Genomic DNA, 12,540 nt, shown 5'->3' on the forward strand with positions numbered 1-12,540 from the left:
AGCTTGGCAGTACTAATAGGCCGAGGGCTTGACCATTGCCTTCTTTGGCAACTGGCCTTTCCCACCTACCTCACCTTCTATTCGCTTCCCCCGCTTTATTCAGTTTTTAGGGTACAATCCCAAATAAAAAGCCTATCCAAACGGATAGGCTTTTTTGTGTCTTCAGGATTCCTTCTCATGCGTTAGAAATGCAGTGAACCACTGCTTGTTATCTGAAAAGAAAGCAAGGTAAGCCTTGTTTTCTCGGGGAAGGATCCCGGTTTTTAGTTATTAGTTGTAAGTAGTTAGTCGTTAGAAAAGGTCGAAATTCTTCGCCAGCGGCTCAGAATGACAGAGGGGAAATAAGTTCGATAAATTAGAATTTGCAGCGTTGGTCACAACGCTTGTGCCGCTGCACCCACTCGTGAAGCTACTTGGTGCAGGACACTGGTTTCCAGCCCGACCAACGGCGAGGTGCTTACTTCCCACCTGTTATTACTGAACAGAAAGCAAGGAAATCTTGCTTTCTCGGTGAAGAATCTCGTCCTTCAGGAATTAAGGTCGAGATTCTTCGTTGCTATGCTCCTCAGAATAACAGAGGGGAAAGTAGCTCGCTAAATTGGAATTCATTTGCCCTTTGCATCCCCTTATTTATAGAGGGGAAACAGACTGCTTCGCAGTCTGCGGGGACCGCCGAGCGGTGAGCGCGTCCCGGTGGGGAGAAGGTCTCCAGTGGAGAACTCAGCTGTCGTTTCAGACATTGCTGAACGTGCCCCACTGGGGCACAGCAACCGCTCTGACCCATTCTCGTTTGTCAACTCGGTCGTTGCTGGACGTGTGCCACCGGCACACAGCAACCGAGCCGACAGGCGAGAACGGTGGAAGGGATAGTCACACGCAGAAAGTGGCATAGAATCGCTAGTTAGAATCCCCTCAGTCACGGCAAAGCCGTGACAGCTTTCTCCGCTTCGCTCCGGGTGCAAAGCGCAGAAAGCCATGGCTTTCTTGGCGCATTGTTCTGCACCGACCGAACCGACAGGTGAGACCAGCACCCCTTACTCGCGCAAGGGGAGCCTAAGGGCACTAAACTAAAATTTTCCGATTTACTTCCGGTCGGGTCGGAACCCAAACGCCCGCACCAAGCAGGGCACGAGTGGGTGCGGCGCCTCGCCGTAAACTATAATTTAACAATCTTTATCGTCGGGTCAGAAGTTGCCATTTTGCGCCAAGTGGATTCCTGACTGCCTGTGGTTCAGCCATCGAGTGCCAGTGCAACTCGCCGCCGCCGTTTACAGCTCCTCTTTTTCAGGAGGCTGAAATATGCTGCTCCATTCCTTTATATCCTCCGGAGTGATGGTGGTAAAAACCTCAGTTCCCGTTTGGTTTCGCTGTTCCAGACGGAGCAGAAGCTCTGACAGGGGCGTGTCTAAATAGCAAATTTGAACCTTTGCGCCCAGAGCTTTTGCCTCTGCGCGCTTTTCGTCCCTCTGCTCCTTGGCCCAAAAGCCAAAATCCAGGATCACGCTGATCCCTTTTGTCAGCAGCTCACGGCCCAACTTCCACATCAGCGCTTCGATCTGGTCATGGCGCTGGTCGTGCCCGTCGTCCACATGAAAATCGTTGCCGAACAGGAAAATATGCCATTCGTCCGGCGTAAAGCGCACTGCGTTTGTTTCGCGTTCCAGCTTCTTTGCCAGAGTGGTTTTCCCCGAGCAGGGCAGGCCTACCATCAGGGTAAGGACGGGCTGCTCTTTTTTTGATGCCATAAGCTCTATCCCCCGTAATGCTGAAATAGCCAAAAGTCGTGTATTAGCTCCTAAATCATAGTATACAAGAATTCAGCCTTGCTTGACAAGGACAAATGCGGCCAGAGCCTCCAAGCGCTGACCGGATATGTCCGCCGCCCATAAAACCCGGATTTTCCCTGATCAGGCGCGGCTGTTGGCAAAGGGAACAGGGAGCTGTCAGGAAGCTTGTCGAAGACTTTCCGTTGAACTTCTCTAAAAAGTGTGATACGATAGGCGTACCGACGGGAAGGAGGCTTTCGTGAATGAAGCAAATGATTGCGGCGGCCGGCCTGCTTTTCGGTCTTGCCCTTCTTCTTACCGCCTGCGGCCCGCAAGAACCGCAAAAAACTATTTCTAAAGAGCTTGGGATCGATGTATCTCAAGGCACTGTGGCCATCGATTTTGACAGCCACGGCGGGTTTCATGGAGATGGAGTGGCCTGTGCTGCCCTGCAATTTTCCGATGCAAGGGCGCTGGAGCAAATTGAAAAAAGCGGTCAGTGGAGGAAGTTTCCCCTGGAGGAAACCGTGCAGGCTTTGGTATATGGAATAGAAGAGGGAACAAGCCGGATCGGGCCGTTTTTGACAGATGAGGAAGGCAATTCCCTGGTACCGGAGATCCGGGAGGGCTACTATCTTTTGATCGATCGGCAGGCGGAGCCCGGGAAAGCCACGGGGGCGGATATGTTGCACAGAAGCTCCTTCAACCTTACCTTGGGCCTTTATGATACGGCGACCCAAACCCTGTACTATTGCAAGCTGGATACCTGATCCCTTTAATATGGAGAAACGCTATGGAAAAAATGACGAAGGCACTGCTGGAATACTGTGAAGGGCAGATCCTGCCCCTGTATTTGGCCCACGATAAGGCCCACGGGCCGGAGCATGTCCATACGGTGATCCAAAACAGCCTGGAGCTGGCGGAGCAACTGCCGGAATGCCGTGGCGTGGACCTTGACATGGTCTACACTGTGGCGGTGTACCACGATGTGGGGATCCGGTATGGCAGGAAAAATCACGAGGCCGCTTCCGGAAAATGGCTGATGGAGGACGAGGCCCTGAAGCGCTGGTTTACGGAGGAACAGCGGCAAACCATGCGGGAGGCCGTGGAGGATCACCGGGCTTCCCGGCAGGAGCCGCCTCGGAATCTTTACGGGCGGATCGTCAGCGAAGCGGACAGAGATCTGGAGCCGGAACGCATTGTGCGGCGCTGCATGGAATACGGAGTAGAAAAATGCCCGGGCTTATCAGACGAAGAGCAGATCCGCCGCACAGTAGAGCATGTCCGGGAGAAATACGGAGAGGGCGGTTACCTTCATTTATGGCTCCCCTGTCCGAAAAACGAAATGGGCCTTGCCACCCTGCGGGAGTGGCTGAAAACCGAAGAGCTGGAGAACAGGTGCCGGGCCTGGCTTCTGGAGGTCTGCGGCTGTTAAAAGCAAAAGGAGCAAAATTCCATGGAATTTCGGAAGACGCGCAGAACGAATCAGGATATTTCCCAAAAGGAATGTGAGGAAATACTACAACGGAGCACGGCGGGCGTGCTGGCGGTGCTGGGCGATGGGGAATATCCCTATGCGGTGCCTCTGAGCTTTGTGTATTACAAGGGGCTGCTTTATTTTCACTGTGCCAAAGAGGGGCATAAGCTGGACGCGATACAGCGCAGCCGGAAAGCGTCCTTCTGCGTGATCGACCAGGATAAGCTGGTGCCGGAGGAATACACCACCTATTACCGCAGCGTGATCACCTTCGGGCAGGCGGAGCTTGTCAGCGACCCGCGGGAGCAGCACGACGCTTTGCTGCTGCTGGCGGAGAAATACTGCCCGGCGGATACGCCCGCACACCGGGAGGAAAAATCCACCGGCACGCAGGGTTACACCGCTGTGATCCGGCTGACCGTTGAGCATATGACAGGAAAAGAAGGGAAGGCCCTGGCACAGCAGCGCAGGGCGGAAGGGAGCAAACAATGACCACCGTTTATTTTGTGCGCCACTGCCAATCGGACCATTCGGTCCACGACGACAGAATCAGGCCCCTGACCCCCAAGGGCTTGGAGGACAGCAGGCGCGTCACGGAATTTCTCAGGGACAAGCCCATTGAGGCGGTGCTTTCCAGCCCCTACCGCCGGGCAATGGATACGGTGCGGGATTTTGCCGATACGCGCGGTTTTTCCATCGAAGCCGTGGAGGATTTCCGGGAAAGGGCCGTGGGAGACCGCTGGGTAGAGGATTTTATGGCCTTTGTCAAACGCCATTGGGAAAATAGAGACTACCGGGAGCCCGGCGGAGAAAGCCTGCGGCAGGTGCAGGCCCGGAACCTTGCGGCGCTGGGAGAGGTGCTGAAGCGGTATCAGGGAAAAACCATTGCCGTGGGCACCCATGGCACGGCCCTTTCCAGCATCGTCAATTTTTATCAGCCCAAATTCGGCTTCGAGCAGTTTGCGCAAATCATTGATTTGATGCCTTGGGTAGTAAAATTCGAATTTTCCGGCCAGGATTGCCGCTCCATTACAGGCTATGATCTGTTTGAAAATACGGAGGCTTCCCTGTATCAAAAAAGCGGGGATTTGGTGCAGGCAGAGGCGGGAAGCTATGTGGGCGTGGGACTCTATGTAAAAAACAGCCCCCGGGCAGTGGAGCTGTACCGGAAGGCCTTTGGGCTGGAGCTGGGTTATCATGTGAAAAACGAGAACGGCACCTATTTTCACTCAGAGTTGACTCAGAGGGAGCAGGAGGTGCTTTCCGTGGTGGAAGCAAAGCCGGAATGGGAAAACCCGGTAGAGCTGGGGCTCACCTTTGAAACGAGGGAAGCGCTGGAAAGGGCGTTTGCCGTTTTGAAGGAGGGCGGAGCCGTGGAGCTGGAGCCCTGTGAGCTGCCCTGGAGCCCCTGGGCCGCCGGAGTCAGGGACCGCTTTGGGGTGCGCTGGTATCTGACCTTGCGGCAGCATCTTCCGGCTGAAGATTTTTTGGAGAAATAGAAGGCGTATTGTGGAAAAACGCAAAAGGAAGGCGGTCATCATGCGCGAAAGCGATCGGGAAACCTAGGAGTTTTACGAAAACGGCGCGGAGATCGGCAGGCTGGAGCGGGGGCTGGGAAAGGTGGAGGCGGCAAGAACAAAGGAGCTGCTTTCCCGCCTGCTGCCCGAAGGAAGGCTGCGGCTCTGTGATATCGGCGGCGGAATAGGGTATTATGCCGATTGGCTGGCGGGACTTGGCCACGGGGTGACCCTGGTGGAGCTTGCCCCCTCGGCGGTGGAATATGCCCGGGCCCATCAGACCGCCCCCTATCGGGCGGAAACGGGTGACGCCAGAGATCTTTCCCTGCTGGAAAGCGGAAGCATGGACGCGGCGCTGCTGATGGGCCCGCTGTACCACCTTCTGGAGCGGGAGGAACGGCTTTTGGCCCTGCGGGAGGCGCACCGCATGCTGAAGCCTGGCGGACTGCTGATTGCCGCCGGGATCTCCAAATTCAGCTCCGCCACCTGGGCGGTGTCCGTGTACGGCGAAAAAATGATTTTCTAGACGATGAGGTCTACTTCGGCATGCTGGAGGGGGAAATTTTGGAAAACCGGCATATTCGGCCTAGGGAATATCCCAATTTCCTGTCCCGCGCCTATTTCCACACACCGGAGGGACTGCGGGAGGAGCTTGCGGAGGGAGGCCTTTCCCCGGAAGGACTGTATGCGGTGGAGGGCTGTATCTGGTTCTGCCCCACCCTGCAGGAAAAATGGGAACGCCCCGAAAGCCGGGAGCGGCTGCTCAGGCTTGTCCGCATGACAGAGCAGGAGCCCTCCCTGCTGGGCGTCAGCCCCCATTTTCTGGCGGTGGGAAGAAAGCCTTAAAAGGGGGGAAGAAAAAAGAGCTTCAAAATCCCCTCTATTCCGCCCACCACCAATAAGATCATTCGCTTTCCGAACGATGTAATCGAGCAGGTGGAGGGCGCCATTCAGGGAAAGGACTGCACCTTTTCCGCCTCCGTGATCGCGGCGGTGCGGGCGGCTTTGAAAGAGCTGGAAACAGAATAGGACAAAAAGAAAATCGCCAAGCCTTTTGCGGTTTCCTTTTTTGTTTCCCTTTTCCGGAAAAGTGTGTTATACTATCCCAAAATGGCGAAATAGATTTCACAGCATGGAAGGGACCGTTTTATGGCGATCACAATTCCCTTTGGCACAGTGGGCATGGTGCTTCATGAAGAGCTGACCCGTGCGGAGGTTTTGGAATCGAATATCGACAGGCTGCGGGCCGCTCAGTCGGAGGACGAGCTGGTGCAGGCGGCAATGGCTGAGCCCATTGCCAGCCCCCGTCTGCGGGAACTGGCGGCGGGGAAGAAAACCTGCACGGTGATCATCAGCGATCATACCCGGCCGGTGCCCAGCCGCCATATTCTGCCCTTCCTTCTGGAGGAGCTGCGGCAGGGAAATCCGGCTATTGAGATTACTTTGCTGGTGGCCACCGGCTGTCACCGGGCTTCCTCCGCAGAAGAGCTGGCGGCTAAGCTGGGGCCGAAGATCATGGCGAAGGAAAAAATTGTGATCCACGACAGCCAGGATCCTTCCGGCAATGTAAAGGTGGGGGTGCTCCCTTCCGGGGCTGATCTGGTCATAGACCGGCTGGCGGCGGAAACAGAGCTGCTGGTGGCGGAGGGCTTTATTGAGCCTCATTTCTTTGCCGGCTTTTCAGGAGGGCGCAAGAGTGTTCTGCCCGGAGTGTGCGACAAGGTCACCGTGCTGGGCAACCACTGCGCAAAATTTATTGATTCTCCCTATGCCCGAACAGGCGTGCTGGAGAATAACCCCATTCATGCCGATATGCTGGCCGCGGTAAAAATGGCCGGGCTGGCTTATATTGTCAACGTGATCATTGATGAGGATAAACGGATAGCGGCCGCCTTTGCGGGGGACCCCATAGCCGCCCACCGAAGGGGCTGTGAATTGCTGCTGGACTACTGCCAGGTTCAACCGGAAAGGCCGGGGGATATTGTCATCTCCTCCAATGGGGGCTATCCATTGGATCAGAACATCTATCAAAGCGTGAAGGGGATCACGGCGGCTGAGGCCGCTGCCGCCGAAGGGGCGGTGCTCATTATGGTAAGCGAATGCGGAGACGGCCATGGCGGCGTCGATTTCTATGAGGCCCTGAAAAACTGTGCTTCGGCCCAGGCTTTGCTGGACGAAGTCAGGGCTACTCCCCAGGAGAAGACCAAGCCGGATCAGTGGCAGTACCAGATCATGGCCCGGGTCCTGACAAAGCACAGGGTGATCTTTGTTTCCGCCCCGGAGCAGGAAAAAAAGCTTCGGGAGATGAAAATGGACTGGGCCCCCGATGTGGATACCGCCCTGGCTCTGGCCCGAAGGCTGAAAGGGGCGGACGCTCACCTGGTGGTGATCCCCAACGGCATTTCCGTGATGGTACGGGAAGAGAAAAAAGATGTTTCGTAAGGTTCGTTTTTGGTCAGCCTGAAAAAAAGGGGGGATCTTTGTGGAAAGGAAAGCGCTGATCGCCATGAGCGGCGGGGTAGATTCCAGCGTGGCGGCGCTTTTGGTGCGCCGGGCGGGGTATGAGGCCATGGGCGTTACCCTTCGGCTGTACGATAACGAGGACGCGGGGCTTTCCCGGGAAAAAACCTGCTGCTCCCTGGACGATGTAAACGATGCCAGGGCGGTTTGTGCCCGGCTTCAGATTCCCTTTTACGTCTTTAACTTCAAGGAAAGCTTTCGCCGGGAGGTCATGGACCGGTTTACCGAGGCCTATGAAAGGGGGGAAACCCCCAACCCCTGTATCGACTGCAACCGGTATATCAAATTTGAAAAGCTGATGAGCAGGGCAAAGGAGATCGGCTGTGATACTGTGGCTACCGGGCATTACGCCAGGGTGGCCCGGGACGAAAGCGCCGGCCGCTGGCTGCTGAAAAAGGGCCTGGACGCTTCAAAGGACCAAAGCTATGTGCTGTATTCCCTGACTCAGGAGCAGCTTTCCCGGCTTCTGCTTCCTCTGGGGGAGCTTACCAAGGAGCAGGTGCGGCAGCTTGCGGAGGAAAACGGCTTTGTCAACGCGAAAAAGCGGGACAGCCAGGACATCTGCTTTGTGCCGGACGGAGACTACGCTGCCTTTATTGAGCGGCATACCGGGAAAAGTTTTGCCCCTGGCAGCTTTGTGGGAGCCGAGGGGCAGGTTTACGGGCAGCACAGAGGGATCATTCATTACACTATAGGCCAGCGGAAGGGCCTGGGCCTGTCCTTTCCCCAGCCCATGTATGTATGCGAAATAGACCCGGCGGCAAACGAAGTGCTGCTGGGGGAGCATGAGCGGCTTTTCTCTACAGAACTGATTGCTGAGGAGATCAATTTGATTTCCCACGCTGAAATTTCAGAACCCATGAAGGTCAAGGCTAAAGTCCGCTACCGCCAGGCAGAGCAGCCAGCCACCGTAGTGCAGACCGGGCCGGATCAACTGAAAATCACCTTCGACCAGCCCCAGCGGGCCGTCACAAAGGGCCAGGCCGTGGTCCTGTACGACGGCGACACCGTGGTGGGCGGGGGGAGGATTGTGGGATAATGAGTAATTAGCAATTAGAAGGTCAAGGGCGATTAGTTCGATAAATTGAAATTGGGCGGACTAATGACCAGCAGCAACCCTTGCCTCCCCTGAAAGGGGAGGGGGACCATGCTTTGCATGGTGGAGAGGTTCCAGCTTGCTGGCGACCCGCATAAAACTTGACTTTTCTGCCACATCACCATGGAACCCCTCAGTCAGCCTACGGCTGACAGCTTTCTACGCTTCGCTTCGGTTGCTGTGCCCCACCGGGGCACAGCAACCGAGCCGGCAGGCGAGAAAGCCAAGGGTGCCATATATATTCCAATTTATCGAACTAGCCCTTAATTACTAACTACTAATTACTAATTGCCCTTTCGCCCTTCTCTAACAACTAACTACTCACGACTAACAACTAAATGAGTAAAAACATCAGGGCGAACATGAGCTCGTGGTTGCTTTCTTCTCCGCTGAGCAGGATCAGGAGGGCTAAAATGATGGTGCGCTCCTTGTCCTGAAACAGATTTTCCAGCAGGCCTGCGGAGGAAGGGGATAACTCCTCCGCAGGGGAGGATAGAAGAGGCTCCTGTACAGGCTCCGGCTGGGGGGCCTTCTCCGGCTCCGGCGCGGGAGGCTGCTCCCGGTGCTGGGGCGTGTTTCTTCCCTGCCGGGTCTGGCGGGGCGGAAGATGGGCGCGGGCTTGCATTTCCCTGGCCCTGCGCACGGCTTCCTCCCGCATTTGATCCATATCGTATTCGCCCGGCATGAAGATCCCTCCTTATTCCACAGGAATTTTCCAAACCTCCGGCAGGTCTTACAGCAGCCCCGACAGCAGCCCGGAAAACAGGCCGCTGTCTTTTAAGAGGGGCAAAAGCCGCATCATCTGCAAAATTTTGATGGCCTCGTCCAGCTTTTTCTGCCGCTGGGCGCTGAGCAAAGGGCGCAGGGCCCGAAGCAGCCGGGTGGAATCGTCCTCCCGGTTGACCTGGCTCAAAAGCGGGGCCAGGCGGGTCACAGTTTGCAGCAGCTCTGGGGTGGCTCCGCCCGCCGGCTCCGGCGGGGGAGAAGCCTTCCCCAAAGAACCCAGCATACCGGCCAGCATAGAAGGGTCAAAGCCCCCGGATTGCGGGGCGGCGGGCTGTACTTCCGCCGGAGCTGGCTGCGGCGCAGGAGCTGTTTGGTTGCCGGAATTGCCGCCCAGGCCCAGGGCGCTCATCATTCCCTGGATCTGCTGCATGCTTTGAGGGTCTGATAAAATTTGATTCAGCTGCTGGCTCAGGTCGTCCATACCGTCCCTCCTTTCCGAAGGCCTGTTTTACCGCTACTTGTTTCCCTTTTGGAACATTTGAAGCAATTTTTGAGCCTGAGGAGAGGAAAGCAGCTTTTTCGCCGCCTCCGGGTCGTTCAACACCTTTTGCATGGCGGCGGACTCATTCTGCCCCAGCATGTTGGAAAGCGTGCCGTTCTGCGCCGCCTGCTTCAGTGCCTCCGGGGTGGTGCCCAGGCGCTGGGAGGTCAGCTTCAAAAGAGCTTCCAGTTGATTTTCGTTCAAATTTGGCTGTTTTTGATCCATAAGATCCCATCCCTTCTATGGCGTATTCCATACTATGCGAAAAGGGCGGGAAAGATGAAAAGATCCTCGGAAGGGAGAATTGTTCGATGCGTATTCTGGTCGTTTCCGACACTCACCGGAATGTACGAAATCTGCGGGAGGCCTTGCTTCAGCAGCCCACGGCGGAAATTGTGATCCACCTGGGAGATGTGGAGGAGGACGTGCAGCTGCTGCGGCACAGCTTTCCGGAAAAAATGTTTTTGCAGGTGCGGGGAAACTGTGACTGGGGCTCCACTTTGCCGGACCGGGGCGTTTATGAAGCGGAGGGCGTAAAGATCTTCTACACCCACGGGCACCTGTACAGTGTGAAAAGCGGGCTGTACCAGGCGGTGTGCGCCGCCAGGGAGCAGAAGGCCCGGGTGCTGCTGTTCGGCCATACGCATAAGGCCCTTACCGATTATGAGGACGGCCTGTATTTGATGAACCCCGGCTCCGCCAACTGCGGCTCTCTGGGAGAACCCGCAACCTACGGAACGCTGGATATCACCCCCCAGGGGATCGTGACGAATATCATCAAGCTTTGAGAAGTTTTTCTATTGTCCTTTCGCCCTGTTTCGAGTTGACAGTACCGCCAAAAAATGGTAATCTTAGACTAATATAACTGCCTGGCGGCAGGCAAGTAAACAGGAAAGGGATGCATCCACATGACCGAGTATGAAAGATGGCTGCAGCAGGATCTGGACGATAAGGATCTAAAGGAGGAACTTCTGGCGGTAAAGGATCAGCCGGAGGAAATCAACGACCGGTTTTACCGGGATCTGGAGTTCGGCACCGGCGGCCTGCGGGGTGTGATCGGCGCGGGCACCAACCGCATGAATGTGTATACCGTGCGGAAGGCCACCCAGGGCCTTGCCAATTATTTATTGAAGCACGCGGACGGAAAGCCCCAGTCGGTTGCCATTGCCCACGACAGCCGGAATAAGGGCGTGCTGTTTTCTCAGCAGTCCGCGGCGGTGCTGGCCGCCAACGGCATTAAGGCCTATCTCTATCCGCAGCTGATGCCCACGCCGTCTCTTTCCTACGCGGTGCGGCATTTGCGGTGCGACGCGGGGATCTGTGTGACCGCCAGCCATAACCCCGCCAAGTACAACGGCTATAAGGCTTATGGCAGCGATGGCTGCCAGGTAACGGCGGATATGGCGGACGGCATTATGCGGGAAATCAATTCCCTGGATATTTTCTCCGGCGTGAAAAAGATGGAGTTTGAAGAGGGCATAAAGCAGGGGCTGATTGAATATATCGGCGAAGAGACCGTCAGCGCCTTTTTGGACGATGTGTACAGGGAGAGCCTCATCGGCGACGCCGGCAACCTGAAGCTGGTGTACACGCCCCTAAACGGCAGCGGAAAAATGTGCGTTACCCGAATTTTGGACCGTATCGGCGTAAAGGATATCACCGTGGTGCCGGAGCAGAGCGAGCCGGACGGAAATTTCCCCACCTGCCCCTATCCGAACCCGGAGATCCGGGAGGCCCTGCAGAAGGGTCTGGAGCTTTGTGAAAAGGTAAAGCCCGATCTGCTGCTGGCCACCGACCCGGACTGTGACCGGGTGGGTATCGCCGTGAACCAAAACGGCGAGTATGTACTGATGAGCGGCAACGAGGTAGGCATTCTGCTGCTGGATTTCATCGCCAGGGTGAAGAAGGAGCAGGGAAAGCTCCCCGCCCGTCCTGTGGCGGTCACCACCATTGTGAGCACCGATATGGTGGATCCCATTGCCAAAGAGTACGGTGTGGAGCTGCGCCGCTGCCTGACCGGCTTTAAGTATATCGGCGATATCATTGCCGAACTGGAAGCGGCGGGAGAAGCGGACCGTTATCTTCTGGGCTTTGAGGAAAGCTACGGGTACCTTTCCGGCGGCTATGTCCGGGATAAGGACGCCGTGGACGGCAGTATGCTCATCTGTGAAATGGCCTCCTATTATAAGCGCAAGGGAAAGACCCTGGTAGACGTAATGAACGAGCTGTATGAGAAATACGGCTATTATAAAAACGACCTGTGCAATTTCGCCTTTGAGGGCGAGGACGGCATGAAGACCATGAACGGCATCATGGACACCCTGCGGAAGAATCCCCCCGCCGAGATCGCCGGGGCAAAGGTCATAGGCCGCAGCGATTATCAGGAATCCGTATCCTTCGGCGACAGGGAGGGAAAGATCGACCTGCCCAAGTCCAATGTGCTGGAGTACAGGCTGGAAACAGGCTGCAAGCTGATCGTGCGCCCCTCCGGCACCGAGCCCAAGATCAAGATCTACCTTTCCGGCAAGGGAAAGACCCGGCAGGAAAGCGAAGCGGTCATTGCCAAAATGAGGGACGCTGTTCCCGGTTTGCTGGGAATTTAGTTGTTAATAGTTAGTTGTTAGCAAGGGCGTTTTTAGTTTTTAGAAAAAAGGCGGCTGCTGCAAAACATCAAGTTTGCAGCAGCCGCCTTTTTGGGTACTGGACGATGGCGTGGAGATAATGAGCAATTATTGAGGACAAGGACAGAGTTTGCCAAATTGGAAATTATCACACACCCTTGGCTTTCTCGCCTGTCGGCTCGGTTGCTGTGCCCCGGTGGGGCACGCCCAGCAACGGTCTCACCTGTCGGTTCGGTCGGTGCAGAACAATGCGCCAAGAAAGCCATGGCTTTCTGC

The 12,540-nt window shown here is 55.9% G+C and carries 15 protein-coding genes; 11 read left to right on the forward strand and 4 right to left on the reverse strand.

Annotated features, from left to right (window positions below):
- Nucleotides 1-1,268: 1,268 nt before the first annotated feature.
- Nucleotides 1,269-1,745, reverse strand: coding sequence for a P-loop nucleotide/nucleoside kinase family protein (locus tag U8T64_RS13705; protein ID WP_322184387.1), 477 nt, complete (start codon nt 1,743-1,745; stop codon nt 1,269-1,271).
- 284 nt (nt 1,746-2,029) lie between these two features.
- Between U8T64_RS13705 and U8T64_RS13710 the strand changes: the two genes are divergently transcribed.
- From U8T64_RS13710 to mnmA, 9 genes are all read left to right on the forward strand, one after another.
- The gene (locus tag U8T64_RS13710) at nt 2,030-2,536 is read left to right on the forward strand and encodes a hypothetical protein (protein ID WP_322184389.1); all 507 of its coding nucleotides are present in this window, start codon (nt 2,030-2,032) and stop codon (nt 2,534-2,536) included.
- 23 nt (nt 2,537-2,559) lie between these two features.
- Nucleotides 2,560-3,201 carry an HD domain-containing protein gene (locus tag U8T64_RS13715; RefSeq protein ID WP_322184391.1) on the forward strand — a complete coding sequence of 214 codons (642 nt, stop codon included), beginning with the start codon at nt 2,560-2,562 and terminating at the stop codon, nt 3,199-3,201.
- Between the two features lie 21 nt (nt 3,202-3,222).
- Nucleotides 3,223-3,735 (forward strand): pyridoxamine 5'-phosphate oxidase family protein, encoded by a 513-nt coding sequence (locus U8T64_RS13720; protein WP_322184393.1) that lies wholly within the window; start codon nt 3,223-3,225, stop codon nt 3,733-3,735.
- Nucleotides 3,732-4,742, forward strand: a complete 1,011-nt coding sequence (locus U8T64_RS13725) for a histidine phosphatase family protein (RefSeq protein WP_322184395.1) — start codon at nt 3,732-3,734, stop codon at nt 4,740-4,742. Before U8T64_RS13720 ends, U8T64_RS13725 begins: the two co-directional genes overlap by 4 nt.
- Before the next feature lie 121 nt (nt 4,743-4,863).
- A complete protein-coding gene (locus tag U8T64_RS13730) occupies nt 4,864-5,286 on the forward strand; it encodes a class I SAM-dependent methyltransferase (protein ID WP_322184397.1) in 423 nt (140 codons plus the stop codon).
- 20 nt (nt 5,287-5,306) lie between these two features.
- Nucleotides 5,307-5,606, forward strand: a complete 300-nt coding sequence (locus U8T64_RS13735; protein ID WP_322184398.1) for a hypothetical protein — start codon at nt 5,307-5,309, stop codon at nt 5,604-5,606.
- 60 nt (nt 5,607-5,666) lie between these two features.
- On the forward strand, nt 5,667-5,789 hold the full coding sequence (locus U8T64_RS13740; protein ID WP_322184413.1) for a YlcI/YnfO family protein: 123 nt from the start codon (nt 5,667-5,669) through the stop codon (nt 5,787-5,789).
- Between the two features lie 120 nt (nt 5,790-5,909).
- Nucleotides 5,910-7,202 carry a nickel-dependent lactate racemase gene (gene larA, locus U8T64_RS13745; RefSeq protein WP_322184400.1) on the forward strand — a complete coding sequence of 431 codons (1,293 nt, stop codon included), beginning with the start codon at nt 5,910-5,912 and terminating at the stop codon, nt 7,200-7,202.
- A gap of 40 nt (nt 7,203-7,242) precedes the next feature.
- The gene (mnmA, locus tag U8T64_RS13750) at nt 7,243-8,319 is read left to right on the forward strand and encodes a tRNA 2-thiouridine(34) synthase MnmA (RefSeq protein WP_322184402.1); all 1,077 of its coding nucleotides are present in this window, start codon (nt 7,243-7,245) and stop codon (nt 8,317-8,319) included.
- Nucleotides 8,320-8,710: 391 nt separating this feature from the next.
- Here mnmA and U8T64_RS13755 read toward each other — a convergent pair whose 3' ends face one another.
- From U8T64_RS13755 to U8T64_RS13765, 3 genes are read right to left on the reverse strand one after another with little or no spacing between them, the layout of a single operon-like run.
- A complete protein-coding gene (locus tag U8T64_RS13755; protein ID WP_322184404.1) occupies nt 8,711-9,061 on the reverse strand; it encodes a hypothetical protein in 351 nt (116 codons plus the stop codon).
- Nucleotides 9,062-9,109: 48 nt separating this feature from the next.
- A complete protein-coding gene (locus U8T64_RS13760; protein WP_322184406.1) occupies nt 9,110-9,583 on the reverse strand; it encodes a hypothetical protein in 474 nt (157 codons plus the stop codon).
- Between the two features lie 33 nt (nt 9,584-9,616).
- Complete coding sequence (locus U8T64_RS13765) at nt 9,617-9,868, reverse strand: hypothetical protein (protein ID WP_322184408.1); 252 nt, start codon at nt 9,866-9,868, stop codon at nt 9,617-9,619.
- 86 nt (nt 9,869-9,954) lie between these two features.
- On the opposite strand from U8T64_RS13765, the gene U8T64_RS13770 reads away from it, so the two are divergent.
- Both U8T64_RS13770 and U8T64_RS13775 read left to right on the forward strand, forming a co-directional pair.
- Entirely contained in the window at nt 9,955-10,431 is a 477-nt protein-coding gene (locus U8T64_RS13770) for a metallophosphoesterase (RefSeq protein ID WP_322184410.1), read from the forward strand.
- A gap of 120 nt (nt 10,432-10,551) precedes the next feature.
- The gene (locus U8T64_RS13775) at nt 10,552-12,246 is read left to right on the forward strand and encodes a phospho-sugar mutase (RefSeq protein ID WP_322184412.1); all 1,695 of its coding nucleotides are present in this window, start codon (nt 10,552-10,554) and stop codon (nt 12,244-12,246) included.
- Nucleotides 12,247-12,540: the final 294 nt, after the last annotated feature.

It is taken from the genome of Neglectibacter caecimuris (genome assembly GCF_034335015.1).
Classification (GTDB): Bacteria; Bacillota; Clostridia; order Oscillospirales; family Acutalibacteraceae; genus Acutalibacter; species Acutalibacter caecimuris_A.